This window comes from Bradyrhizobium sp. RD5-C2, assembly GCF_019972155.1.
GTDB lineage: Bacteria > Pseudomonadota > Alphaproteobacteria > Rhizobiales > Xanthobacteraceae > Bradyrhizobium.
In genome coordinates, this window is the sequence record NZ_BOVL01000010.1 from 118,652 (window position 1) to 142,829 (window position 24,178).

The window sequence follows — 24,178 nt, forward strand, 5'->3', positions numbered from 1 at the left end:
CGATGAACTTAGATCGGCTAGAACCGATCGATGTTAGTTGCAACGCACAGGGACCGCGTTTGATGCAGATGGTTGCATGGGAAAATGACTCGACTGCGATTTGTGATCGTATCCGCAGCACCCGTGGAACGCTCAAGATTGTCCTTAAGACAAAGGACGACCCGTTTTTCCTTGCGGATTGGGTAGCCCATCACAAGCAGATTGTGGGCAGCTCGAACCTGATCATTTTTGACAATGGATCTTCAGACGGCAAGGTCTTGTCGACCTACAAGGAATTGGGGCCGGACTTGCTGCTCGCGAGTTTCGGCGGATTTCACAACAACCTGCACAACCCCAAGAATTTCGAGGCGCTCTACGCCAGCCTGTCGGCTTCTTCCGATTTCTATTGCTTCCTGGATACAGACGAGTTTCTGGCGTTCTATGACGGCGAACGCTTCACGAGCGACGCTTCGATATTGCGTCACTTGAACGACAAGGAAGGCGGCGCGTTCATCCCATCGACCTGGCTGTACAACGCGCCCTCCTATCGCGACAGGATGCTATGCGGTGCCGATTTGGGCACACTGCGCAATGGCCTGACCTGGGGCAAGCCCTTGATCCGTTCAGCTGCTTCGCCTCTGTCGGGAGAGGTAAATCACAACTGCCAAATCGCGAAGGGAAAGAAGGCTCCCACGCCGTTGTTTGGATTCTTCCTGCTGCATATGGCCACGCTGTCTCCAGCGCAGAGGGTTCGTGCCAATCTCAACAAGCTGATTGCTCGGGGATTCATGCAGCGTGGGGATTCGGTCGAGAAACTATTGGAACGAGATTTATCGCGTGCCACCGAAAACGAGAAGCTGTACGTCACCGAGATCAAGCGGATGCTTTCTCTTCGGGAAGACCCCGGCTCCGAGCAGGCTCCGCTGGCAGCCGGATCGATGCGAATTGAACAGTCGGGTAAAGTTGAATTTGCGTCGCCCGATGAGGCGCGCGTCTTTGCCGAGTTCGGTGCTTCCTTTGGCGCACTCTGCGCTGAGATGCTGCCTTCTTGAGGTTGGATCGGCCCTGGTTGCCCGGGGGCCATTACCGCCGTTAGCGATCAGACGGCAGGCCACCCAACGTAATCTTCCACCTGTATCGGCGGGGCCTCCCGGCTGAGCCTCGGTTGTGATTGCCGGGGCTCAGCTTCTCGTTTTGAGGCGCGCAAGCGTGCCAGCTTCGTTCGAAAGCGCCTTAGGACGGCTCTGCGCTAGACGACTGAAGTATCGCTTCCGCGGCCTTTCTGTTCGCAAGCGGCACGAAGAACGACATGTCGCCGGCCGTCGCAATTTCGCGGGCTATCTCTCTGACACAATGATAGGCCGGGCGCGAGCTGAAGTCGTGCATGCCTATGATTGCTGCCGGATTGCAGTGCAGGACAATCTGGGCGAAGCACGCAACTCTGAAGCGACCGTCGACGAGATACAGATCGGCGTTGGCGCTGCCGGGCGTATTCCAGATTGTCGAATGATAGTCCGGCCAGCGTGGCTTCGTTGACGGATCGATCGGGAAACCCCATTCGCCGGTCGGCCCGATGTCGATGAATGTCAAATGAGGTTTTGTGCGGCTCGAGGTGCAGGCGCGATCGACCTGGTCCAGCCATCCCCGTGAGGAATCGACCGACGTAATTGAATTCTTGACGTGCTTCGATGCAATGACCGTGCTTCCGCCCGTTCCGAATTCGACGTAGTCGCGGCTATTTCTCACGAATGATAGGAAAAGATCCGCTTCTTCCTTCGACATTCTTGGTAGCAATTGACGTCTCCTCCATATCTTGCGACCGAGAGCAACTTGTCGTCGCCGAGGCGCTCGACGTGCCTGATGCCAGCACGCCGTTGCGCATCCGGATCAGCCGCTCAGTTCATTCCCGCCCGCAGCTCGCAAATTTGAATCCGATCGCGCGGACATCCGCCGGCCGATAGGTGATCACCGCAATTCGCGTCGGTGATCCGGAGCGACTGGCGCCTACTGGTTCAGCCCGACGCGCTCCACCTTGTAGCCGCGCTCCAGGATCGCGCGCCACCAGGGTTGCTCGTCAACATACCAGCGCACTGTCTTGGCGATGCCGGTCTCGAAATTCTCCTCGGCGCGCCAGCCGAGCTCGGTCTCGAGCTTGGTGGCGTCGATCGCGTAGCGGCGGTCGTGGCCGGGCCGGTCGGCGACGAAATTGATCAGCTGACGCCGCGGGCCTGCCGCAGCCGGCGTGACCTCATCGAGCAGGTCGCAGATGCTTTCCACGACGTGCAAATTGGTGCGCTCGTTGCGGCCGCCGACATTGTAGGTCTCGCCGACCTCGCCGCGCTCCAGCACCAAGGTCAGCGCCTTCGCGTGATCCTCCACGAACAGCCAGTCGCGGACGTTCTGGCCGTCGCCATAGACCGGCAGCGGCTCGCCGGCGAGCCCCTTGATGATCATGTGCGGGATCAGCTTTTCCGGGAAATGATAGGGGCCGTAATTGTTGGAGCAGTTGGTCACCAGGGTCGGCAGCTCGTAGGTCTCGCGCCAGGCGCGCACCAGATGATCGGACGACGCCTTGCTGGCCGAATAGGGCGAGTTCGGCGCATAGGCCGTGGTCTCGGTGAACAGGCCTTCGTCGCCGAGCGAACCGAACACCTCGTCGGTCGAGATATGCAGGAAGCGGAACTGGTCGCGCTTCTCGGGCGAGAGCGTCCGCCAGTGGCGCAGCGCCTCTTGCAGGATCGTGAAGGTACCGACGATGTTGGTCTGGATGAATTCGCCGGGGCCGTCGATCGAGCGGTCGACATGGCTTTCCGCCGCAAGATTCATCACCGCATCGGGCTGATACTTCTCGAACAGCCTGCGCAGGACTTGTGCTTCGCAGATGCAGGCCTTCTCGAAGGTGTAGTTCAGGCTCTCGGTCGAGCCGGGCAGGGAGGCCAGGTTCGCCGCATAGGTCAGCTTGTCGATGTTGACGACGCGGGCGTGGGTGTCTCGCAGCAGGTGCCGGACCACGGCGGAGCCGATGAAGCCCGCGCCGCCGGTGACGAAGATCGTCGATCCCTTAAACCGCATGTTTGAAGACCTCGGCTGGGCGGGGCTGACCCTGGAACGAGCGGTAGACCGACAGCAGGTACTCGCCGTAGCTGCTCTTGGCGGTCTTCTGTGCCACCCGCGCGAAGGCTTCCAGCGAGATGTAGCCCTGGCGCAGCGCGATCTCCTCGGGGCAGGCGATGCGCAAGCCCTGGCGCTGCTCCAGGATCTGGACGAAATGGCTGGCCTCGACCAGCGAGGAATGGGTGCCGGTGTCGAGCCAGGCGAAACCGCGGCCGAGCACCTCGACATAGAGATCGCCGCGCTCGAGATAGGCCTTGTTGACGTCGGTGATCTCGATCTCGCCGCGCGGCGACGGCCTGATGCCGGCGGCGATGTCGACCACGTCATTGTCGTAGAAGTAGAGGCCGGTGACGGCGACGTTGGATTTCGGCCGCTTCGGCTTCTCCTCGATCGACAGCGCCCGTCCGGTGCCGTCCAGCTCGATCACGCCGTACTGTTCCGGCGCGTTGACGACGTAGCCGAACACGGTGGCGCCCTTCTTGCGGATCGAGGCGGCCGACAGCATGCTCGGCAGGCCGTGGCCGTAGAAAATGTTATCGCCTAACACAAGGGCAACGGAGTCATCACCGATGAACTCGCGTCCGACGATGAAGGCGTCGGCGAGGCCTCGCGGGGTCTCCTGCGTGGCGTAGGCGAACCGGACGCCCATCTCGCTGCCGTCGCCGAGCAGGCGCTGGAACAGCGGCTTGTCCTGCGGCGTGGAGATGATCAGGATATCGCGGATTCCGCCGAGCATCAGCGTCGACAGCGGATAATAGATCATCGGCTTGTCGAAGACGGGCAGCAGCTGTTTGGAGACGACGGTCGTCACCGGATAGAGGCGCGAGCCGGTGCCACCGGCAAGGATAATGCCTTTCATGGTCCCTCACAGTTTGATTATCAAAACATAACATATAGCGTGCGCCGCACAAGTTTGTTATGAGGTGGAAATTAACATTTCTGGCGCATCAAACTGGAACAAATGTTAAATGAACGTCATCAAGACCGAGCTTCCTGAAGTTCTGATCGTCGAGCCGAAGCTGTTCGGCGACCAGCGCGGCTTCTTTCTCGAGACCTACCAGTCGCCCCGTTATGTCGAGCACGGCATCACGCGTCCCTTCGTGCAGGACAACATGTCCCGCTCGGCCTACGGCGTGCTGCGCGGGCTGCACCTGCAAAACCCGCTCACCCAGGGCAAGCTCGTGACCGTGCTGCGCGGCAAGGTGCTGGACGTTGCCGTCGACGTGCGTATCGGCAGCCCGAACTTCGGCAGGCATGTCGCGGTCGAGTTGAGCGAGGACAACCGCCGCCAGCTATGGGTGCCGCGCGGCTTTGCCCACGGCTTCGTGGTGCTCTCGGAAACCGCCGACTTCTTCTACAAGTGCGATGACTTCTACAGCCCGAAGGACGAGCTCTCGATCCGGTGGAACGATCCGGCGATCGGGATCAAATGGGGCGTCGATAAGCCACAGCTGTCGGCCAAGGATGCGGATGCGCCGCTGCTCGCCGACGCCAGCAATCTTCCGACCTATGGACAAATCTGATGCGGATTCTTTTGACGGGAACGCGCGGCCAGGTCGGCGGTGCGCTCAAGCCTCTGCTGGAAGGCCACGGCACCATCATCACGCCGCCGACCGCGGAGTTCGATCTCGCGAAGCCGGAGATGCTGACGGGCGCGCTTGAGCGACTGAAGCCCGATCTCATCATCAATCCCGCCGCCTATACGGCCGTCGATCGCGCCGAGGACGAGCGCGAGCTGGCGTTCCTGGTCAACGCCAGGGGACCCGAAGCGCTGGCGAAATGGGCGGCGGCGAACCGGGTGCCGCTGGTGCATTTCTCCACGGACTACGTTTTCAACGGTTCGGGCGACCGGTCGTGGCGCGAGGACAGCCCGACCGAACCGTTGTCGGCCTATGGCGCAAGCAAGCTTGCCGGCGATGTCGCGATCCAGGCGGCAGGCGGGGCGCATCTGATCGCGCGCACCTCCTGGGTCTATGCCGCAAAGGGCACGAACTTCCTGCGCACCATTGCGCGGCTTGCCGGCGAGCGTAAGGAGCTGCGGATCGTGGCCGATCAAATCGGCGCGCCGACAACGGCGCAGGCGATTGCGAGCGCGGTCGCCGGCATCGTCCTGCCGAACATCACCTCGCTGCACGATCAGCTCGTGCGCAGGGGCGGTGTCGTCAATCTGGTTTGCGCCGGCGAAACCAGTTGGCACGGCTTTGCAACCGCCATTGTCGGCGGACTGAGGTCGCGTGGCGTTACGCTCGCGGTCGATAACATCGTGCCGATTGCGACGGCCGATTTCCCGACCAAAGCGGTGCGTCCGGGCAATTCACGACTGGATCTGACGCGGCTCAAGGCGCAGTTCGGGGTTTCGATGCCGACGTGGCAGGAAGCGCTCGCAAGCGAGCTGGACTCGTATGTCCAGCTCGGTGCGCCCGCCCACGCCTAGGGGCCAAAGCGCGGAGCGCCCGCGGCAAATGCCAGGCGTTTGCGCTGAGCTCGTGAGGCAACAAGCAAAAAGCGCGATGAGGATTCAACCTCATCGCGCTTTGGGATTAGGCGCCGCCCGCGCGGCCGCTTAGCGCGGCCGGCCGATGCTGTCGTAGGTGAAGCCGTGCGCGGCCATCTCGTCCGGACGGTAGATGTTGCGCAGGTCGACGACGACCGGATGCTTCATCTCCTGCTTGATGCGCTTCAGATCGAGCGCGCGGAACTGACGCCACTCGGTCACGATGACAAGCGCATCCGCCTGGTGAGCGCATTCATAAGCGTCCTTGCAGTACGTGATCTCCGGCAATTCCTTGCGGGCCTGCTCCATGCCGACCGGATCGTAGGCGCGAACGCTCGCGCCGAAGTCGATCAGGCCGTTGATCAGCGGGATCGACGGTGCCTCGCGCATATCGTCGGTATCGGGCTTGAAGGTCAGGCCGAGCACGCCGATCGTCTTGCCGCGCAGCTCTCCGCCGAGCACGTTGGCGACCTTGCGCGCCATCGCGCGTTTGCGGTTGTCGTTCGCGGTCAGCGTGGCTTCGACGATCTTGAGCTGGACGTCGTGATCGAGCGCCGTCTTGAACAATGCGCGGGTATCCTTCGGGAAGCACGAGCCGCCATAGCCTGCGCCGGCATGCAGGAACTTGGTTCCGATCCGGTTGTCGAGCCCGATGCCGCGCGCGACTTCCTGTACGTTCGCCCCGACCTTTTCGGAGAGATCGGCGATCTCGTTGATGAAGGTGATCTTGGTGGCGAGGAAGGCATTCGCGGCGTATTTGATCAATTCCGCCGTGCGTCGGGCGGTATAAAGGATCGGCGCCTGGTTCAAATAGAGCGGGCGATAGACTTCGCCCATCACCCTCTTGGCCCGATCGTCCTCGGTGCCGACAACGATCCGGTCGGGATGGCGAAAATCCTGGATCGCGGCGCCTTCGCGCAGGAATTCGGGGTTCGAAGCAACCGCGAAATCCGCGTCGGGACGGGTCTCACGGATCAGGCGTTCCACCTCGTCGCCGGTGCCCACAGGCACGGTCGATTTCGTCACCACCACGGTGAACTTCTTCAGCGCCGCGCCGATCTCCTTGGCGGCAGCATAGACGTAGCTCAGGTCCGCATGGCCATCGCCGCGCCGCGAGGGTGTCCCCACCGCGATGAAGACGGCATCGGCGTCGCCGACAGCCCCGGCAAGCTCCGTCGTGAACGTCAGCCGTCCGGCGGCGGTATTGGTCTCGACGAGCTTATCGAGGTCGGTTTCGTAGATCGGGATCTTGCCGCGCTTCAGGGCTTCGATCTTGTCGGCGTCCTTGTCGACACACACGACCTGATGGCCGAAATCGGCAAAGCACGCTCCGGATACGAGACCTACATATCCCGTTCCAACCATTGCAATCTTCATGAATCCGCTCGTCGATCAGTGTGGAGAGGAGGAGTTAGCACTAGCACAATTGGCGCCGATAACGCCAAGTTTTATAGCGTATCGATTGTGTTGAAGCTCGGCGGCTTTTTGTGCAAACGGTGATGGCCTCAGTGCAGTTGAGTGCTCGCTAGTCATCCAGGGCGGGCCATGGACACATTCTCAACTTGAAATCGACCGACAATCGAGCCGCCGTTTGAGGGGTGGACATGAGCACGAAGACGATAGGCACGCAGAGGCCCTCAGGAGCTGAATACGCGTCGTTGCAGACGCAGTTCTCCAGATACGATCGCACGACGTTTTCTGGATTTGTTTATGACCGCGCCGATCCCGGCCGACGCTACGCCGTCGAGCTGCTGGTCGACGGCGAGCCATACATGTCATCATTGTGTGACGAGTTTGTAACAGAGCTTGCCGATGCCGGAATCGGCGACGGTCGATTTGGCTTTACCTTCAACGTGCAGGATGAGGTCATCTCCAGCGCTGCGATCATCGAGGCAAGACTGGCGAATATCGGAAGTCCGGTCGGTGCTCCGATTCGCTGCGATGTTGCTGCACCGGAAGCGCAGTGGCACCGAATCGGCGAGATCAAATGGGTCGGAGGCTTGCGCTTCGAGGGCTGGCTCTCGCAGGACGTCGACGAAGACATCGAGATCCTGATCGCGCAACGGCCGGTGATGACCGTGAAGCCGACCGGATGGACCAACGTTGCGCGCGGCGGCGAGTTCGGCGTCGGCCGCCGGATCGATTTTCATCTGCCCGAGCATTTTGCCGACGGTCGCGTGCGCGGGCTGTCCGCGCGGACCATTTCGGGACGGAGCCTGATCTCCGAGCCGGTCGCATTCGTCGCTTTCGAGCGCGGGCTGGAGCAGACCATTGCCGAGCTCGGACGCTGGGATAGTGAGCGGTTGCGCGGCCAATTGTTCGATCAGCTCCTGCCTGCCTCGGTGCCGTTTCATACCTACCGCAGCTGGAAAGAGCGGTTCTCGCCGACAACGCCGCCAGCACAGTCTGATGCTCTATCCGAGGCCGCGGTCGTCCTGATCGGGGATGCCAGGGTGGACGAAAGCATCGAGAGCCTGGAGGCCCAGCGGCACGCGGCCTGGTCGGCGGTGTCTCTGCCGGCGCGGGGGTTCAGTCAGTTCGATTCCAGCGCTGCGCGCCAGTTCGTCGACGGCGATGCCGCCAACAGCGCGTTCTTCGTGTTCTGCCTGAGCGGAACGATCCTCGCGGAAGATGCCTTGCAGCGCTTCGCCGATGTGTTCGCGTCGGAGCCCGGCTGCGATCTCGTCTATGGCGACGTCGAGGTCGCGGCCGGCGCCGGCGCGGTCTGGCCGCTGGCGTTTTCGGCATTCGATCTTGAACGTGCCCTGGAGCAGGGCTATGGCGCGTATTGCTTTGCGGTGCGTCGGGAACGCGCCGTGGAAGCGCTGCGATCGGCGGCGTCGCTCTACGAAATATTCATTGGCTGCGTGGAGCGTGAGCGAACCTATCATCTGCCGGGATCGGTCGCGGCGTTGCCGCGGATTGATGTGTCCGCCGCGACCGCCGAACTGGTAGCTGCAAGCAAGGCGTATTTGGCCAGGACTGGCGTCGAGGCGAATGTCGAGCCGCGGAAAGCGGGGCTTCTTCCAGCCGTGCGGGTCAAGCGCGCGGTCGATTGGAACGAGCGCACCACCATCATCATCCCGACCAGAAACCGCGCCGAATTGCTCAAGCGTTGCATCGAGACGGTTCTGCCGGCCGCACACGAGACCAACGCCCGGATTCTCGTCGTCGACAACAGCTCGAGCGAGCCGGACGCGCTGGACTATCTCGAGGGTCTCTCAGCGGACGAAATCGACGTCATTTCGGTCGAAGGGCCGTTCAACTTCGCAGCCATCAACAACGCCGCCGTCGATTGCGTCGATACGGACAACATCTGCTTCCTCAACAACGACGTCCAGGCGCTCGACGACGGCTGGCTGGCGGAGATGCTGTGGCGGCTGTCCGCGCCCGATGTCGGAGCCGTCGGCGCAAAGCTGCTCTGGCCGAGCAGCGTCGTGCAGCATGGCGGGGTGGTGCTGGGCGCCAACTTCTCGGCTGCGCACGCCTTCAACGACCGGATGGACGGTGATCCCGGCTACGGCGATCTGCTCCAGGTGGCGCACGAATGTTCGGCGGTGACGGCCGCCTGCCTCTTGATGCGCAAGCGCGATTTCGTCGCCGTCGGCGGCATGGACGAAATCCGCTTTCCGATCAGTTTCAACGATATCGATCTCTGCCTGAAGCTGCGCCAGCTCGGAAAGCGGATCGTATTCACGCCGGACGCGAAACTCGTTCACCTGGAGTCGGCAAGCCGCGGCCGCGATTCCGCGCCGGACCGCAAGGCCCGCTTCGGGCGCGAGCAGGCGATGCTGCGCGCGAAGTGGGGCGAGGTGCTGCTCGATGATCCCTATTACAGCCCGCTGCTGGGGCTGGATTCGACCCCATTCTCTTCGCTCGCATGGCCGCCGCGGTCATGGAAGCCGCGCGCCAACCTCCCGCCGGTGCCGACTGCTCCTCCGATCGGGATGTAGCTGCACGGCTTCGACCGCCCAGTCGAGGACGGCGGCAATCGCGTCATCGGCATCGAGGCCGGGCGGCAGCTTCAGGTCGGTCTTTCGGCCACGTCCCGGTGGTGTCGGAAGCCATTCCGTCGCGGCGGCCGGCAATCCGGTCGCCAGCAGCGCATCGACCAGCGGATGCCCGAATGCCGGTTCGCCGATGTCGAGAACCAGTTTCGTGATGCCGTGACCTTCGATCAGCGTCGCAACGTCGTCGACGGCGATTTCGCCGGTGACCATGACATTGGTCCGCTGCATCAGCTTGAGATCGTCGAGGGTGGTACCGAGCACGATGATCTCGGCGTCTGCATTGGCGTCGGCCATTTGATCGCTGAGCGCTCTGACGAAGCGAAATTCCGCCGCGCTGCCGTGCAGGGCAAGCAGGCCGAGGCGCGCCGGGCCGTCCACGGCAGGATGCCGCACCGGCCGCGCCGGCGGGTCGCTCGGCCTGACCACTTGCAGGCCGAGAACCGACACCGAAAAGGCTGCTCCCTCTTCGCCGATCGCGATCACGCCTCGGGCGCCTTCGACGAGACCGATCCAGTCCGGATCGAGGCCCGATCCAATCGCGGCGCGCGCGGCAAGTCTGGTGTCGGTGATCAGCAGCTCGTAGGCGAAATGTTGCGTGAGCTGCGCGAGACATGCGCCGGGAATGCGGTTCGGTTCCGCAATCTCGAGCGAGCGGATTTGGAGATCGGTGAGAAACCTCAGAAGAGCTTCGCGGCCCTCAGTCGTCGCAACGTCGAGTGTGATCGACTGCGGGGCTCCGCCATCCGGAGCGAAGATCGCGGCGAGCTGGCGTCGTCCCTCGGCGCGGAACTGCACGATCAGACCGCGCTTGTTGTCCGCCGCGAGCTGCCGGCACCGCCTGATCGCAATCTCGCGGCCGACGGCTGAGCCGCAGAGGATGACGTGCGGGCTCGTGGCGCGCTGCTCGGTAGCGAGCAGCTTGAGCTCGAGTGCCGCGCGGCAATCGCGCAGCGGATCGGCAAGCAGAAACGCCGCGCACTCCGTCGCATAGCGCCGGTAGCGGTGTTCGAGCACGCGGAGATTGCGCAGCACCAGCGAACGCTTCTCGCCCAGAAACGAGCGCGAGCCCTCGTGTCCGACAAAGACCGACGGGATGCACACATTGCGGAAGCCGGCCTCCGCGGCGCGCAGACAGAAGTCGACGTCTTCAAGATAGCCGCGATAGAAGTCGTCGGAGAGCTCACGCACGGCGTCGAGGCATGCGCGGGTGATGTAGAGGCAGAACCCGATGCCGTTGGGAATGTCGATGGCCATTCCGGAATTTGCCGCGCCGGCAAGCTCGTCCAGCAATTCCAGCTCGTCGGGCGAGGGCAGGGGGTTGGACCGGTTCGGGATTGGAAAGCTGGTATATTCGCCGTTGTTCGAGAGCGGGGTCGCCGTGCCCACGCCCGGCGTCGATCGCACAGCGGTTCGCAAGCGTTGCAGCGCGTGTTTCGGCACCGTCGCATCCGAGTTCAGCAGCACGACGTCGCCGCTATCTGTCTCGGCAAGCGCCCGGTTGACCGCGCCGACAAAGCCCAGATTGTGCGCGTTGGTCAGGAGCCGGATGTGCTGCTCGGACGCCAACTCGCCGAGCAGGCGCTTGATGTCGGGCTCGGGCGAGGCATCATCGACGACGACGATGGTCGCGCCCGGCGTGCAGGCCACGGCCGTCAATGCGCTCTCGATGCAGGCATGCGTCGCGGCCAGATCCCGGTACACCGGAATGATGATGGTGAGCGGCGACGCGTCGGCGCTCCCGGCGCGAAGCGGCCGTTGTGGCGCGTTGCGGCGATCCGGCGCGCGGTTGGCCGGGACCTGAACGCTCGCGATGACGCCGCCCGCCTGCGCGATCTCGAGGCGTTGCGAGGTCGCGGACGCCGGCCGCATCAGGCGGAAGCTCGCAGCGCGTCGCCCATTGAGCGCAAACCTGTGACGGGGGTCGGCGGGAAGTTGCACGGTGCTGGATTGATCCGCCTGCGCCAGTGAGAGGTGTGGATCGTCCGCGCCTCGCCACGTCACCCATCCCTTCACCTCCTCATCGAGGAAGTCGATACGGGCGCAGCTGTCCTGACCGCTCTGCTCGAGCAGCAGGAGCGCGCTCCTGACTGAATCCGGATCGTCATCGCGCCGCGCGACGCTTTGCGCGGCTTCGATCTGCGCAGGGCCGTCGCCCCAGGCCATCATTCGCCGTGCGGCGGCAAGATCGTCCGGTTCGAGCTCGAGCGCTTTGGCTACGCCGGCGACGGCTGCCTCCTTGAGATCGAGGCGAAACAGCGCTTCGGCGCGCAGCAAATGGGCGCGGGCGCCCGGATGCGGCAGGATCCGGCAGCGGCGGTCGGCGAGCCCGAATGCGCGACGGAAATCACGTGCCTCAAGCGCCCCGACAGCGGCCCGCTCGAGATCGGCGTGGTGCAGGGTTCTGGACGTAAAGGCGATCCTGCGCGCGTCGGCGGTCAAGTGTCGCCCTTGTCTGCCCGCATGGTCAGCCCGCCGTCTTGACCGCGTTCTGGCGGCTCCGGAATACGCGTACCCGTCCCTCGAGGCGCGGTGCCTCCTGGCGCGGCATCGCGGGGGCGGGCTCGACGCGCATCGGCTGCCGGGGCGCAAGCGGCGCTGCCTGCACCCGGTGCTCTTCGAGGCTGAGCTTGAGGCCCACCAGGGGTTCCCGGCCGGAAGGGCCCGACACCACAATCCGGTTCCCGGTGACGCGCAAGGCGGGAGCCCCGAGGAAGATAGTTTCGGCGGCGATGGCGTAGCGATCCGCGCCGGGGCCTGTGGCTTCCAGCGAGAACCCTGTGATCGCCAGCGCGCGTCCCCGGGTTCCGGCAAAGGTTCCGAGCGGAACGAACTGGTTGTCGCCGCGCTGCGGCCGGGCGAACTTGACCGCATATTGCAGGTTGAGATCGTGCGGCTTGTTCGGCCATTCGAGCGAAATTCCCTCGATACGGGCCGGCGCGGCCGGGCCGGCGATCCAAGTATTCGGGCCGACCGTCACGTCACCCAAACCCGCGACATGCGCGAGCAGCTTGAGGGCGCTCAGTTCCTCAGGGCCAGGCTCGGGCTCGTAGGTGTCGAACGGCTGGCTGGCCGGCTGACCGATCGGCTGCACGGCCGGTTGTCCCTGGGTCAGCGGTTCGATCTTGATATTGGCGGCGGTCGAGCCGCCGGCGCGCCCCGCCGTGACCTCGACGATCAGGCGGCTTGGCCGGGCCACCGACACGACCAGCGCGGTCTCGGGCGCAAACAGGGTTCCATTGGCCGCGTCGGGCCCGGTAATGATGTTACAATTGTTAAGACTGGTGCGATCGGCATAGACGCGCACCACCGGAGGTGATGTCTTGTCTTCCGCGCCATTGTAGCGAACCAGGAAGAGACCTCGTGCCAGGTCGATGGTTTTCTGCTGAATCTGTTCGTTCATGGTCGCCTGCGAGCCTAGCGGAATGGGTCGATATATCTCTCACACAGTGTGCCCCAAAAATTGGTGTGATAGAAGGGGGCTTAATGTTAATCCGGTGAGATAGTTCGCACGTGCATATCGAAGACACCCTGCCGGTCACGATCTCGAGTCTGACCCCAATCGAAGACCGCGCGGCCGGGGGGCGCGCCCGCCCGCCAATGAACGTCCTCTTCGTCCACAACAACTTTCCAGCCCAGTACCGCCATATTGCGCGTGCGCTCGCGGAGCAGCCCGGAAACAAGGTCGTTGCGGTCGGTTCATCGACCGCGAGCACGACGCGGGATATCCGGCTGCTGAAATATTCGACGACCAAGTCGGACTCCGCGATGGTGCATCCCTTTGCCCGCCGCTTCGATGTCGAGGCGCGGCGCGCCGAGGAGGTCCTGTATGCGCTGTCGTCGCTGTCGGGGCAGGGCTTCGTGCCCGACCTGATCTTCGCGCATCCCGGTTGGGGCGAGACGCTTCCGCTGCGCACGATGTTTCCGAAAGCGCGGATCATCCTCTATTGCGAATTCTACTACGGCGCCGAGGGCCGGGACGTCGGCTTCGATCCCGAGTTTCCGATGACAGGCCTCGACGGCAATGTCGCACTCCATCTGAAGAACGCGACGACGCTGCTGGCGCTCACCGAATGCGATTCCGGCGTTTCGCCGACGCCATGGCAGAGGTCGACCTTTCCCCGCGAGTTTCAGAGCAAGATCGAGGTCATTCACGAGGGCGTCGACACCGACGAGGTGAAGCCCAATCCGGTCGCCAGGTTTCAGCTTCCGAATGGTGCGACACTGTCGGCGGACGACGAGGTGATCACCTACGTCTCGCGCAATCTGGAGCCGGTACGCGGCTTCCATGTCTTCATGCGATCGCTGCCGAGGATATTGGCTGCGCGGCCGAATGCGCAGGTGGTGATCGTCGGCGGCAGCGGGACATCCTACGGCGCCAATCCGCCCAAGGGCTCGAGCTGGAAGTCGATGTTCCTGGACGAGATCAGATTGGACATCGACCTGCGCCGCGTGCATTTCCTCGGCCGGATTCCCCGGGACCAGTATCTCGCGCTGCTGCAGATCTCCTCGGTGCACGTCTATCTGACCTATCCCTTCGTGCTGTCATGGTCGCTGCTGGAGGCCATGAGTGCGGGATGTGCGGTGGTGGCATCCGACACCGCCCCGCTTCGCGATATCATCTCGGACGGCAACGGCCTGCTGGCGCCGTTCTTTGATATTGATGCGCTGTCCGATCAGGTCGTCTCGGTGCTGTCACGGCCGAAGACCTTCAAGAAGATGCGGATGAAGGCGCGGAGCTTTGTGCGAGACAATTACGACGCAAAGCGGGTCTGTCTGCCCCGGATGCTGACGCTTGTCGATGAAGGTGTCCTACCGCGCACGTACGGCGGATAACGCCAGGAGCTAGCGATGCCGCTTGTCATCTCGGTTGCCCAGCGCAAGGGCGGGGTCGGAAAGACGACCCTTGCGGTCTTGCTGGCCGCAGAACTGGATCGGCGTACGGGCTTGGTGGGACTGGTCGACGCCGACTCCCAGGCGTCCGCATGTCACTGGGCCGAGCCCGGCAATTTGTCGTTCCCTGTCTACCAGCTTGATCCGGAAACCCGGCCGGTTGCCGAATGGGCCAAGCTGATGCGCCAGATTCCGCATCAGATCATCGTCGTGGATTCCGCGCCCAACGACCGGGTGCTGGGCGCCGTGCTCGCGGTCGCCAATATCGTGCTGATGCCGTGTACGCCGTCGGGCCTCGACATCGAGGCCACTGCGCGGACGCTCGACATCGTGCGTGAGGTGCGTGCAGCGCGACGAACGGCGCTCCGTGCCATGATCGTGCCGAACCGCGTCGACCAGCGCACGCTGGAAGGCCAGCAACTGATCGAGGAGCTGGATACGCTCGACGAAGAGATCGGGCCGATGATCGGAAGCCGCTCGGCCTATGTTCGCGCCGTCGCGCTGGGACAATCGGTTGCCGATTTCGCCAGCGGCACGCCCGCGGATATCGAGATCAAGACGCTCGCCGATCTCGTCATGAACTGGTGCGGGATCGCACCCCGGCAGCGCGTGACGGTCTAGATTGGCCGAGCGCTCCGGCCGCTTCACATCAGGCTAACCATGCCTGCATGCGAACAAGAAATCCCGCGCCGCAACGGCCCCTTCGTCTGACGGCGGCGTCCGCTGAGACCGCAGGAGAAATGGCCCGCAAGCGCGATGGAGTCGCGATCCGTCGGCCTGCACGCGCGTTATCGTTCGGCAGCCGAAAGACTTGCCGGCGCGCGAACCTTTTTTGGTTAACGGACTGCTCGCGCGCCTCTCGGCATTTGAGGCAAATGCCGCCGCGCGCTTGAGCCTAAGCTCAAGACATTTCCCGTACATGCTTCCTCTCACTGTGGGGAGTGAAGAATGTACAACGTCAAGAAAGTGATGGCCCTGCTGCTGGCCATCGTCGCGCTCGGGACCAGCGCCCAGCACACGCAGGCTGCGATGATCGGCTCGCCGCTGCCGCTGCGCGGCATGGTCGAGAAGATCCGCTTCAGCGAGCCAACGCTGGCGCCGATGGCCTACATGATGTTCTGCATGCGCTATGCCGACGAATGCAAGCAGAAGCCGCGCGCCCGCATGGTGTTCCGCGGCGGCGCCACACGTCTGACCAAGCAGCGCATGGCCGACCTGATCGAAGTCAATGCCACGGTCAATCGCAGCATCGCGCCACAGCGCAACGAGCGCGGCCTCGCCGGCGAGGAATGGCTGATCAATCCGGCGCGCGGCGACTGCAACGACTATGCCGTCAGCAAGCGCCATGAGCTGCTGGCGCGCGGTTGGCCGATGCGCAACCTGCTGCTGAGCGAGGTCGTGACCTCCTGGGGCGAGCATCATCTCGTGCTGGTTGTCCGCGCCCAGGGCGGTGATGTCGTGCTCGACAATCTGAACGCGCAGATCCGCAACTGGTCGCAGGCGCGCTATCGCTGGGTCAGGATGCAGACCCCGGCGAACCCCGGTCGCTGGGCCGCCCTCGCACAGGCCGGCGTCTAATAACATCTGAGTTAGCCAACGCGCCGCTTGCGGCGCGTTAACCGTCGCTGCGGCGGCAAATCCGTTCGGCTTTAACGCTATTCTCACCGTCATTTTGCCGCGCCGGACGGAATGTCGTACCCATGCGATGGCTGCGTTTGGTGACGCGCGGGATCGGTCCGCGCAGGGACGGCATTTTCAATGGCGAGCAGGGGTTCGATCCTCATCACGGGCGGCGCGGGGTACATCGGATCCCATTGCGCCAAGGCCGTCGCCGAGGCCGGGTTTCTCCCGGTCGTCTATGACAACCTCTCCACCGGCCATCGCAATTTCGTGCAATGGGGACCGCTCGTGACCGGCGACGTCGCCGATCACGACAAGATCGCCGCCACCATCCGCGAGCACAATGCGCTGGCCGTGATGCACTTCGCCGCGTTCAGCGCAGTCGGCGAGTCCGTCGCGGATCCGCAGAAATACTACACCAACAATGTTGACGGCACGATCGGCCTGCTGCGCGGCATGCGCGAGGTGGGCTGCGATCGCCTGGTGTTCTCCTCTACCGGCGCCGTCTACGGCAATGCCGGACGCGATCCCATTCCCGAGAGCGCCGCGGGGCCAACCGTCAATCCCTACGGCCGCTCCAAGTTCATGATCGAGCAGATCCTCGCTGACTATCGCGCTGCCTATCAGTTCAAATCGGTCTGCCTGCGTTACTTCAACGCCTGCGGCGCCGATGCATCCGGCACCATCGGCGAGCTGCGCGATCCCGAGACGCATTTGATTCCGCGCGCGCTGATGGCGCTGCTCGGGCATGTGCCGGACTTTGCGATCTTCGGCGAAGACTATGAGACGCCCGACGGCACCGCGGTGCGCGACTACATCCATGTCGACGATCTCGCCGCCGCCCATATCGCGGCGCTCGAACTGCTGTTGAAGGGGAGCGCCGGCGGTGTGTTCAACCTCGGCACCGGCACCGGCTATTCGGTGCGTGAGGTGCTCGACGCGATCCGCGCCGAGACCGGCGAGGCGGTGCCGAGCGTGGTGCGCGAACGCAGGGCCGGCGATCCGCCGATCCTGGTCGCCGATCCCTCGAAATCGGAGAGCGGCCTCGGCTTCAAGGCGAGCCGATCGGATCTCGGCTACATCATCCGCTCGGCCTGGGCGTGGCACCAGAAGGCGCATCCGCGCCGGCGATAGAGCATGATCCGGAAAGGTGCGAAGCGGCTTTCCGTCGCGACAAACGCGGAACGCGTTTGCGCGAAGATCTTGCCCAAAATGGCGGAAGACTGGAGCGTTTTCGAGCGAAGTGGACGCCGGTTCGCGTGAAGAAAACGCGTCAAAACAAGAATCTAGAGCTTCGGTTCTGATTCAATCAGAACCGAAAATGCTCTAGGCTGCGTCCGTGCGCGACCTCAACCGGCCGAACTGGCTGCGCAGCACCAGCAGGATGAGGTGACCCGCGCCGATGCCGGCAAGACCTCCCGACACCTTGACGATCGCGTCAAGCAGGCGGCCGTGACGGTCCGGTGTCAGCAGTTGCATCGCTTCGAGTGTGAACGAGCTGAAGACCACAAAGAGCACGATCAGCGCGGTACGCCGCGGGTAACCCAACACAAAGGCCGTTGCCATCACTGCATATGCGGCGAAGCGCTCGGTCTGAGGGGGGAAGAACGACGGACGGTCCTGGATCGGCGACAGTGTCACGAAGGCGATAAAGGCAAGCGCGAGCCAGCCCGCAATCACGCCGAACTTCCGTATCTGTGAAATTTCCAACAAAGTATTCCCGGTCCTGTACCGCAGACGACCCCCGGGGCTGATTAGCGCATCACTCGCGCCGGTGACATGGAAATGGTCGCCGAAGGTTAACTTGCCCGCCGACTGTGGCAGCCATGACGCGTCGTCTTGTTGCCAAAAAAGGTATTTAAATACCTTGAATTGAAACTCAATCCCATTTGGCGCGCATCTCTCAGCGGGAACCTGTCGCGCTTGCGCGGGTTCCCGGCATGGTGCACCTGACGAAAAAATAAGGTTTCGCCCGTGGCTCCATTCATAGGCCGTTCACGGCCGGGAGCCTCATTTGATGCCGGAATATCGCAATGCTCACTCTCGGAGGCTAAAGTGCGTCTGCTCGTCGTTGAGGATGACCCGGATCTGAACCGCCAGCTCACCACCGCGCTGACGGACGCCGGCTATGTGGTCGATCGGGCGTTCGACGGCGAGGAGGGGCATTTCCTTGGCGACAGCGAGCCCTACGACGCGGTCGTGCTCGATATCGGCCTGCCGAAGATGGACGGTATCTCGGTGCTGGAGGCCTGGCGGCGGAACAAGCGGGTGATGCCGGTGCTGATTCTCACCGCGCGCGACCGCTGGAGCGACAAGGTTCAGGGGTTCGACGCCGGCGCCGACGACTATGTCGCAAAGCCCTTCCATCTGGAGGAGGTGCTGGCGCGGATCCGCGCGCTGCTGCGCCGCGCGACCGGGCATGCCCAGGTCGAGCTGGTCTGCGGGCCGGTGGCGCTCAACACCCGCACCAAGCGGGTCACCGTCAACGGCAACCCGATCAAGCTGACCTCGCACGAGTACAACCTGCTCGACTATCTGATGCACCACACCGGGCGGGTGGTCTCGCGCACCGAGCTGGTCGAGCACCTCTACGACCAGGACTTCGACCGCGACTCCAACACCATCGAGGTGTTCGTCGGCCGCATCCGCAAGAAGCTGGAAGTCGATATTATCCAGACTGTTCGGGGCCTCGGCTACATGCTGTCGCCGCCGACTTAAAGCGTTTTCGAGCGAAGTGGATAACCAGTTCGCTCGCGTGAAGAAAACACGACCAAACAAAAGGATGAGAGCATATCCTGTTCAATCGGATCATGTTCTTAGAGCGCTTGATCGGCGTACACGGGCATTGGCATGATCCGCGCCGGGAGAACTGGATTCGCCAATGTTTGAATCCCTGACGTCTGTTGCCGCTGACACGCCGTTCGAGCCCGTGCTCTGATGGGCGGCAGCTCGCTTGCGACGCGCCTGTTCGTCTCGGCGACCGCCTGGGTGGTGGTGATCCTGGCGATCACCGGCGTCATCCTTTCGTCGGTCTATCGCGACGCCACCGAGCGCGCCTTCGACCGGCGGCTCAATCTCTATCTGCGCACCCTGATCGCGGAGGTGGCGACGCCGGACGAGCCGGCGGACCGCCAGTTCCAGTCGCTCGGCGAGCCGCTGTTCGACCTTCCGCTGTCGGGCTGGTACTGGCAGATCACCCGCACCGATACCGAGAAGGGCGAAACCCGTGCCTCGCGTTCGCTGTGGGACAAGAAGCTGCCGAAGCTCGAGGAGCACGGCGCCGACCTGACCGCCGCCGGGGTCCGGCTCGGCTATGTCGATGGACCCGAAGGCCAAAGCCTGCGCGTGGTCGAGCGGCCGGTCGATCTCGGGGCCGACGGCAGGTTCCTGGTCAGCGTCGCCGGCGATGCCACCGAGATATTCGATGAGACGCGCAGCTTCGACTATTACCTCGGCGGCACCTTCGCCGCCCTCGGCATCGTGCTGCTGCTGACCACGATCTTCCAGGTGCGCTACGGCCTTGCGCCGCTGAAGCGCATTTCGGATTCGATCGCCGATATCCGCTCCGGCCGCGCCGAGCGGTTGGAGGGCCAGTTTCCGGTCGAGATCGCGCCACTGGCGCGCGAGACCAACGCGCTGATCGATGCCAACCGGGAGATTGTCGAGCGTTCGCGCACCCATGTCGGCAATCTCGCCCATGCGATCAAGACGCCGCTGTCGGTGATCGTGAACGAAGCGGGCACGCATGCCGGCGATCCCTTCGCGAGCAAGGTGCTGGAGCAGGCCGACCTGATGCGTGACCAGGTCGCGCATCACCTCGAGCGCGCGCGGATCGCCGCCCGGGCTACCATCGTCAGCACCATCACCGACGTCGCCCCTGTCATCGAGGCGCTGCGCCGGACCATGGAGAAGATCCATCGCGATCGCGACCTCGCGATCGAGGCGAAGGCCGACCCGGCGGCGCGGTTTCGCGGCGAGCGACAGGACCTCGAGGAGATGGTCGGCAATCTCGTCGACAACGCCTGCAAATGGGCGGCGTCGCAGGTGTTCATCGAAGTCAGCGTGGTCCCGCCGGAGGCGTCGGGCGCGGGTCCCAGGCTGCGCATTGTGGTCGACGACGACGGGCGCGGCCTGTCGGAGGCCGAACGCGCCCAGGTGTCGCGGCGCGGCCAGCGGCTCGACGAATCGAAGCCCGGCTCGGGCCTCGGTCTTTCGATCGTGACCGATCTCGCCGGCCTCTATGGCGGCAAGCTCGCCCTGAATGACGCGCCGATCGGTGGTCTGCGGGCCGAACTCATGCTGCCGGCGGTGTAGGGCATGATGGAATTCGGTTGCATGCGATCGCGAAGGCGGTGCGCTCCCGCTTCCGCTCGTAGGCGCCGTCCGTATTTAAGCCCCGGATGGGACGCCATCTGTTCTTGCCCCTGATCTAGATCAAAGGATTTAGATCCAATCCGGGGCTTCTCCGTGGGTGAACGGAGTGCGCGTGCAATCATCCCCCGATCTTGGGAGACTGCCCATGAAGGACATGCAGGCGCACTTGGAGAAGCTTCGCGTCGAGGCGGAAGAGTGCGAGCTAATCAGCAAGCTGGCGACCAATAAGGCCAAGAAAGAACTGTTCGCCAGGTTGGCCGCACATCACCGGACGCTGGCCGATGAGGTCGAGCGAACCATGAAGGAAGCAGGATAGGAACTTTGCGTTCCCATGTGGATTTACAGCCCCGTTCCCGTAAGGAACTGAGCGAGGAAAAAGGTCACATGGGCCAAATTCGACGTCGGGTCAGACACACCAATTCACTTGAAGCGCGCCTTTTTGAGAGAGCTAGAGAGCTACGCGAACAGGCCGCAGCGCACGCCCCGGGTATCGAGAGAGAAGCGCTCCTGAAGTTAGCCCGGCAAGCTGAGGCTGGCGCCAGCATGACCGAATGGCTGCGCGCTGGGGGGCTTCAATCATCCACGACCTAAGGACTCTTTGCCGACGTCGCCATCAATCGCGTCGTACACAAACAGCATAATATGCTTGCTCCAACGCAGCAGGCGGGATCGCGCTGAATTGTTGACGCGCCGCAGAAGTCCTTTGTCACCGGGGGATGTTCCTAGCCGTGAAAAAGAAACGGCCCAAGCGAGGGGGCAAGCCGGGACCGAGTTGACAGACGTCATCCGACGGACCCGACGGGGACGCCAGACCTAAACAATCGCCAGCCCGCACGCCTCGTTCCTGTGGCGCGCAAACGAACGGCCCCAGCACCCTTGGAGGTAATGCCGGAGCCGTTCTTATTCCCATTCTCACGCCGAGCCGCCGGTTGCCGATAATTGGCGGCCCCTTCCGGGCTGTAATTTGATCTTAATGAAACGCCCTGCCCAGTCGCGAAAGGATCGAATCAGCGGGTGGTTTCAGAAATCACCTGTGTGAATCGTACGCAAATAAACTGCCACGCTTTCCCGGGTGTTTGACAAGTGTCCTGGTTCCCGGAGCGAGTGCCCGCATTGGGACGGCACCCGCAAGCGGGAGAGGCGAGGGGAGCTCGCGGACAATCGTCGCAGACATCATATGCGATTTGGCATACGGATGCTGCGCAGCCTTTTGGGCGGCGTTGCCGTCAATATTCCTAAACGGCTTCTTAACGCGCCCACCTCTATCATCGCGGGCGGACGGGCTGCGGCGTTTGCCGGGCACCTAGCTTTCACGACCGGGCATGAGCCAGAAATCGATCGAGCGCCTGACGGATTATCTCGCGCAGCTTCCGCCGCAATCGCAGGCGCTGCTGATGCGCGAGCTGGAGCGCGCGGTCGAACGCGGTGATGACGTCGCGGTCGCCAATCTGGTCCTGGAACAGCTGCGCAAGATCGTGCGCGGGGCCGAGCAGGACGAGCAGATCCAGCCGCGCAGCGACGATCCGGCACGGCTGCTGTTCCGGCCGCTCGAGCCGTTCCTTGCCGAGACCAATTTCCCGACCCGTGCCGGCCAGCTCCGGCGTGCGTCCCTGTTGCCGATCTGGCAGTGGCTCGCCCGCGAAGGTGCGCCCGAGCCCGCCCGCGAATTCGAGACGGCGCTGGCGTCGGCCACGGAGAGCGGTCCGATGGAGATCGCCGCGCGCAGGTTCCAGCTTGCGGCCGCGGAAGCCATCCTCAAGGTCGCTGGGCCGACGCAGGACGACCGTCAGCGCGCGCTGGCGCGCGTGGGCCCGCCGAGCGTTGTCGAGGACCTGCTGCCGATCGGCCTCGTCCTGCAGGCCCGTGAAGCCCTGGAAACTCTCGGCAGCCGGCTGCCGAGCCAGATCCGCGTGTTTTCCGATTCCCAGATCGCCTCGGCGATGGAGGCGCTCAAGCTGCCGTCGCTGCAGACGCCGCAGCTGCTGCCGTTCGCGCTGTCATTGATTACGCAGCGGCTCGCCGCGCCATGGCAGATCATCCGCCTCGCCATCAAGATGGCGGCCTCCGACGACGAGCTGCGGGTCGCGGCCACGCCGTACGGCATCGCCGTCACCATCGCGCTGCACGACCTGTCATTCGTCGCGGCCTGTCTGCGCACCGACATCAAGCGCGGGCATTTCGATTATGTCGGCGACCAGCTCAAGACCCTGCATGACGGGGTCCGCGGCCTGCGCACCGAACTCGACCTGCGCAACGACTCCACCTGGGGCCGCCAGCTCACCTCGGTGCGCGCCGATACCTCCAACGCGCTGCAATCGGAGATCGACAGCGTGCCGGGCCGGGTCCGCCGCATCCTGCGCCAGCGTGCCGACAAGGACATTACGGCCGGCGCCAAGATCGATGCGTCCGAGGTCGAGGACGCCGCCGCCCTGATCGATTTCGTCGCGGTGTGCCGCACCTATGCCAGCGAGCTCGCCATCAACGAGGTGACGCTGCGGACCTTCTCGGACCTGCAACATTATGTCGAGCAGTCGACCGAGGGGCTGGTGCAGTCGCTGCGCGGCGGCGACGCCCGGGTCCGCACTTTCCGCCAGCAGCAGGTCAAGGCCGCGATCCGCTTCTGCGAAGTGCTGTTCGGCCACGACTACGCCTCCCTGATGAACCGGGCGGCCGAAAACGCCGTCACCGGCGAACGGAAGTCCTCGCGCGCGGGGTAGCGAGACCGCGCAATTCGCGGGCATTCTCGACGGCAAGAATTTGGGTGACAATGCACTCAATCGCCAACGAGAAGCCAAGTGTCACCGTAATCCCCATGAGACTTAACTGAATGGACGATCACCCTATTTTTGATGTCTTGGAAAACTGGCCAGGCCGAGTTTCGACGCAGCTTGCGTTTGAAGCGCGCGGCTTCTTGATGCCGGCTGCGTGGCAGAACAGGATGATCGAGTTCTGCGGAGCAGGCCAAGCGGACTTGCTTAATCGCTATTGGGATGAGGTAGCGATGGAGACGATGCGAGCCGTTGGAAAGGTGAATTCGGACAACAGGACATTTCGCATTGAGCCGCGATATCGCTCGGCCTTCTTGGATGAGCTGTTCGCCCGCAAAGATTTTCCTCACGCGGATGTTCCGAATGGACCTCCTGTCAGATGCCTGCTCGAGCATTTCAGGAAGTACTGGCATGATCGGGAATTTAGAGAGCACGAATTAATCGCCATTAGGGGTTGGAGAAAGCGCGAAAGGGAGTGTTTAGAGATCCAGACGACGGGATGGACGGGAAAAAAGAGGGGGGTCATTCCGCTCGTCGACCAATTCTGCACCGCGCTCGCATTCAAGCGTCGCCGGAACCGCTGGCAAAAGAAGCTGGGTTGCGGTCTCATCTTCGAGGTTGGACTGGATCTTGGGGGCGATCCCAAGCGCGTAGGGGACCCGTTGGTTTTCTGGATATTCCATGAGAGCGATCCAGAATGTGCTTTTGAATTGAGAGGTAACGATCCGTTTGATCGGCTTGTTTACGGGAGTCGATTGTACAGCGGCGGCGGGGATGCCAGCGACGAAGTTCTTGGAATTCGAGCCAACATTGAACTGTTTGATGTTGTTGCTGCGTCGTTTGAGACGATGCGATAACAAGCAAGCGCTGCTTGGGGGATTACGGTGACAGTGCATTCGATCGCACAGTCGCGCCCTGACGGGAAGCAC

20 protein-coding genes are annotated in these 24,178 nt (G+C 63.3%); 13 read left to right on the top strand and 7 right to left on the bottom strand.

Going from position 1 to position 24,178, the window contains the following annotated elements; all coding sequences use genetic code 11:
• Positions 1 to 62: 62 nt before the first annotated feature.
• Positions 63 to 1,031, top strand: coding sequence for a glycosyltransferase family 2 protein (locus BraRD5C2_RS11300; protein ID WP_223968339.1), 969 nt, complete (start codon positions 63 to 65; stop codon positions 1,029 to 1,031).
• A 181-nt stretch (positions 1,032 to 1,212) separates the two neighbouring features.
• On the opposite strand, the gene BraRD5C2_RS11305 is transcribed toward BraRD5C2_RS11300, so the two are convergent.
• The 3 genes from BraRD5C2_RS11305 to rfbA form a co-directional block, all read right to left on the bottom strand.
• On the bottom strand, positions 1,213 to 1,761 hold the full coding sequence (locus BraRD5C2_RS11305; protein ID WP_223968340.1) for a hypothetical protein: 549 nt from the start codon (positions 1,759 to 1,761) through the stop codon (positions 1,213 to 1,215).
• A 222-nt stretch (positions 1,762 to 1,983) separates the two neighbouring features.
• Entirely contained in the window at positions 1,984 to 3,051 is a 1,068-nt protein-coding gene (gene rfbB / locus BraRD5C2_RS11310; protein ID WP_223968341.1) for a dTDP-glucose 4,6-dehydratase, read from the bottom strand.
• Positions 3,041 to 3,952 carry a glucose-1-phosphate thymidylyltransferase RfbA gene (gene rfbA, locus BraRD5C2_RS11315; RefSeq protein ID WP_223968342.1) on the bottom strand — a complete coding sequence of 304 codons (912 nt, stop codon included), beginning with the start codon at positions 3,950 to 3,952 and terminating at the stop codon, positions 3,041 to 3,043. The genes rfbB and rfbA overlap by 11 nt, the downstream gene beginning before the upstream one ends.
• A gap of 109 nt (positions 3,953 to 4,061) precedes the next feature.
• Here rfbA and rfbC point away from each other — a divergent pair, with 109 nt between their 5' ends.
• The gene (gene rfbC / locus BraRD5C2_RS11320; RefSeq protein WP_223968343.1) at positions 4,062 to 4,616 is read left to right on the top strand and encodes a dTDP-4-dehydrorhamnose 3,5-epimerase; all 555 of its coding nucleotides are present in this window, start codon (positions 4,062 to 4,064) and stop codon (positions 4,614 to 4,616) included.
• Positions 4,616 to 5,527 (top strand): dTDP-4-dehydrorhamnose reductase, encoded by a 912-nt coding sequence (gene rfbD / locus BraRD5C2_RS11325; protein WP_223968344.1) that lies wholly within the window; start codon positions 4,616 to 4,618, stop codon positions 5,525 to 5,527. The genes rfbC and rfbD overlap by 1 nt, the downstream gene beginning before the upstream one ends.
• 129 nt (positions 5,528 to 5,656) lie before the next feature.
• Here rfbD and BraRD5C2_RS11330 read toward each other — a convergent pair whose 3' ends face one another.
• Complete coding sequence (locus BraRD5C2_RS11330; protein WP_223968345.1) at positions 5,657 to 6,964, bottom strand: UDP-glucose dehydrogenase family protein; 1,308 nt, start codon at positions 6,962 to 6,964, stop codon at positions 5,657 to 5,659.
• A 227-nt stretch (positions 6,965 to 7,191) separates the two neighbouring features.
• Here BraRD5C2_RS11330 and BraRD5C2_RS11335 point away from each other — a divergent pair, with 227 nt between their 5' ends.
• Positions 7,192 to 9,540, top strand: coding sequence for a glycosyltransferase family 2 protein (locus BraRD5C2_RS11335; RefSeq protein ID WP_223968346.1), 2,349 nt, complete (start codon positions 7,192 to 7,194; stop codon positions 9,538 to 9,540).
• On the opposite strand, the gene BraRD5C2_RS11340 is transcribed toward BraRD5C2_RS11335, so the two are convergent.
• Positions 9,481 to 12,036, bottom strand: a complete 2,556-nt coding sequence (locus tag BraRD5C2_RS11340; RefSeq protein WP_223968347.1) for a glycosyltransferase — start codon at positions 12,034 to 12,036, stop codon at positions 9,481 to 9,483. The genes BraRD5C2_RS11335 and BraRD5C2_RS11340 overlap by 60 nt on opposite strands.
• A gap of 25 nt (positions 12,037 to 12,061) precedes the next feature.
• The gene (locus tag BraRD5C2_RS11345; protein WP_223968348.1) at positions 12,062 to 12,997 is read right to left on the bottom strand and encodes a hypothetical protein; all 936 of its coding nucleotides are present in this window, start codon (positions 12,995 to 12,997) and stop codon (positions 12,062 to 12,064) included.
• Positions 12,998 to 13,194: 197 nt separating this feature from the next.
• Here BraRD5C2_RS11345 and BraRD5C2_RS11350 point away from each other — a divergent pair, with 197 nt between their 5' ends.
• From BraRD5C2_RS11350 to galE, 4 genes are all read left to right on the top strand, one after another.
• Positions 13,195 to 14,430, top strand: a complete 1,236-nt coding sequence (locus BraRD5C2_RS11350) for a glycosyltransferase family 4 protein (RefSeq protein WP_223968349.1) — start codon at positions 13,195 to 13,197, stop codon at positions 14,428 to 14,430.
• A gap of 15 nt (positions 14,431 to 14,445) precedes the next feature.
• Complete coding sequence (locus BraRD5C2_RS11355) at positions 14,446 to 15,108, top strand: ParA family protein (protein WP_223968350.1); 663 nt, start codon at positions 14,446 to 14,448, stop codon at positions 15,106 to 15,108.
• Between the two features lie 327 nt (positions 15,109 to 15,435).
• Positions 15,436 to 16,065 (top strand): transglutaminase-like cysteine peptidase, encoded by a 630-nt coding sequence (locus BraRD5C2_RS11360; protein ID WP_223968351.1) that lies wholly within the window; start codon positions 15,436 to 15,438, stop codon positions 16,063 to 16,065.
• Positions 16,066 to 16,245: 180 nt separating this feature from the next.
• Positions 16,246 to 17,241: a UDP-glucose 4-epimerase GalE gene (gene galE / locus BraRD5C2_RS11365; protein WP_223968352.1), complete on the top strand. Its 996-nt coding sequence runs from the start codon at positions 16,246 to 16,248 to the stop codon at positions 17,239 to 17,241.
• Between the two features lie 192 nt (positions 17,242 to 17,433).
• Here the strand turns inward: galE and BraRD5C2_RS11370 are convergent, their stop codons facing one another.
• Positions 17,434 to 17,817, bottom strand: coding sequence for a VanZ family protein (locus BraRD5C2_RS11370; protein ID WP_223968353.1), 384 nt, complete (start codon positions 17,815 to 17,817; stop codon positions 17,434 to 17,436).
• 345 nt (positions 17,818 to 18,162) lie between these two features.
• Between BraRD5C2_RS11370 and BraRD5C2_RS11375 the strand changes: the two genes are divergently transcribed.
• From BraRD5C2_RS11375 to BraRD5C2_RS11400, 5 genes are all read left to right on the top strand, one after another.
• Entirely contained in the window at positions 18,163 to 18,825 is a 663-nt protein-coding gene (locus BraRD5C2_RS11375; RefSeq protein ID WP_163154879.1) for a response regulator transcription factor, read from the top strand.
• 219 nt (positions 18,826 to 19,044) lie between these two features.
• Positions 19,045 to 20,421, top strand: a complete 1,377-nt coding sequence (locus BraRD5C2_RS11380) for a sensor histidine kinase (RefSeq protein ID WP_223968355.1) — start codon at positions 19,045 to 19,047, stop codon at positions 20,419 to 20,421.
• Between the two features lie 205 nt (positions 20,422 to 20,626).
• Complete coding sequence (locus tag BraRD5C2_RS11385) at positions 20,627 to 20,797, top strand: hypothetical protein (protein WP_223968357.1); 171 nt, start codon at positions 20,627 to 20,629, stop codon at positions 20,795 to 20,797.
• A gap of 1,006 nt (positions 20,798 to 21,803) precedes the next feature.
• Positions 21,804 to 23,198 (top strand): hypothetical protein, encoded by a 1,395-nt coding sequence (locus BraRD5C2_RS11395; RefSeq protein WP_223968359.1) that lies wholly within the window; start codon positions 21,804 to 21,806, stop codon positions 23,196 to 23,198.
• Positions 23,199 to 23,308: 110 nt separating this feature from the next.
• Complete coding sequence (locus BraRD5C2_RS11400; protein ID WP_223968361.1) at positions 23,309 to 24,106, top strand: hypothetical protein; 798 nt, start codon at positions 23,309 to 23,311, stop codon at positions 24,104 to 24,106.
• The last annotated feature ends 72 nt before the right edge of the window (positions 24,107 to 24,178 follow it).

Excerpts from the sequence above, each read along its gene's own strand:
- BraRD5C2_RS11300 (WP_223968339.1), top strand. The coding sequence starts at position 63 with ATGCAGATGGTTGCATGGGAAAATGACTCGACTGCGATTTGTGATCGT.
- BraRD5C2_RS11305 (WP_223968340.1), bottom strand. The coding sequence starts at position 1,761 with ATGTCGAAGGAAGAAGCGGATCTTTTCCTATCATTCGTGAGAAATAGC.
- rfbB (WP_223968341.1), bottom strand. The coding sequence starts at position 3,051 with ATGCGGTTTAAGGGATCGACGATCTTCGTCACCGGCGGCGCGGGCTTC.
- rfbA (WP_223968342.1), bottom strand. The coding sequence starts at position 3,952 with ATGAAAGGCATTATCCTTGCCGGTGGCACCGGCTCGCGCCTCTATCCG.
- rfbC (WP_223968343.1), top strand. The coding sequence starts at position 4,062 with ATGAACGTCATCAAGACCGAGCTTCCTGAAGTTCTGATCGTCGAGCCG.
- rfbD (WP_223968344.1), top strand. The coding sequence starts at position 4,616 with ATGCGGATTCTTTTGACGGGAACGCGCGGCCAGGTCGGCGGTGCGCTC.
- BraRD5C2_RS11330 (WP_223968345.1), bottom strand. The coding sequence starts at position 6,964 with ATGAAGATTGCAATGGTTGGAACGGGATATGTAGGTCTCGTATCCGGA.
- BraRD5C2_RS11335 (WP_223968346.1), top strand. The coding sequence starts at position 7,192 with ATGAGCACGAAGACGATAGGCACGCAGAGGCCCTCAGGAGCTGAATAC.
- BraRD5C2_RS11345 (WP_223968348.1), bottom strand. The coding sequence starts at position 12,997 with ATGAACGAACAGATTCAGCAGAAAACCATCGACCTGGCACGAGGTCTC.
- BraRD5C2_RS11350 (WP_223968349.1), top strand. The coding sequence starts at position 13,195 with ATGAACGTCCTCTTCGTCCACAACAACTTTCCAGCCCAGTACCGCCAT.
- BraRD5C2_RS11355 (WP_223968350.1), top strand. The coding sequence starts at position 14,446 with ATGCCGCTTGTCATCTCGGTTGCCCAGCGCAAGGGCGGGGTCGGAAAG.
- BraRD5C2_RS11360 (WP_223968351.1), top strand. The coding sequence starts at position 15,436 with ATGTACAACGTCAAGAAAGTGATGGCCCTGCTGCTGGCCATCGTCGCG.
- galE (WP_223968352.1), top strand. The coding sequence starts at position 16,246 with ATGGCGAGCAGGGGTTCGATCCTCATCACGGGCGGCGCGGGGTACATC.
- BraRD5C2_RS11380 (WP_223968355.1), top strand. The coding sequence starts at position 19,045 with ATGGGCGGCAGCTCGCTTGCGACGCGCCTGTTCGTCTCGGCGACCGCC.
- BraRD5C2_RS11385 (WP_223968357.1), top strand. The coding sequence starts at position 20,627 with ATGAAGGACATGCAGGCGCACTTGGAGAAGCTTCGCGTCGAGGCGGAA.
- BraRD5C2_RS11395 (WP_223968359.1), top strand. The coding sequence starts at position 21,804 with ATGAGCCAGAAATCGATCGAGCGCCTGACGGATTATCTCGCGCAGCTT.
- BraRD5C2_RS11400 (WP_223968361.1), top strand. The coding sequence starts at position 23,309 with ATGGACGATCACCCTATTTTTGATGTCTTGGAAAACTGGCCAGGCCGA.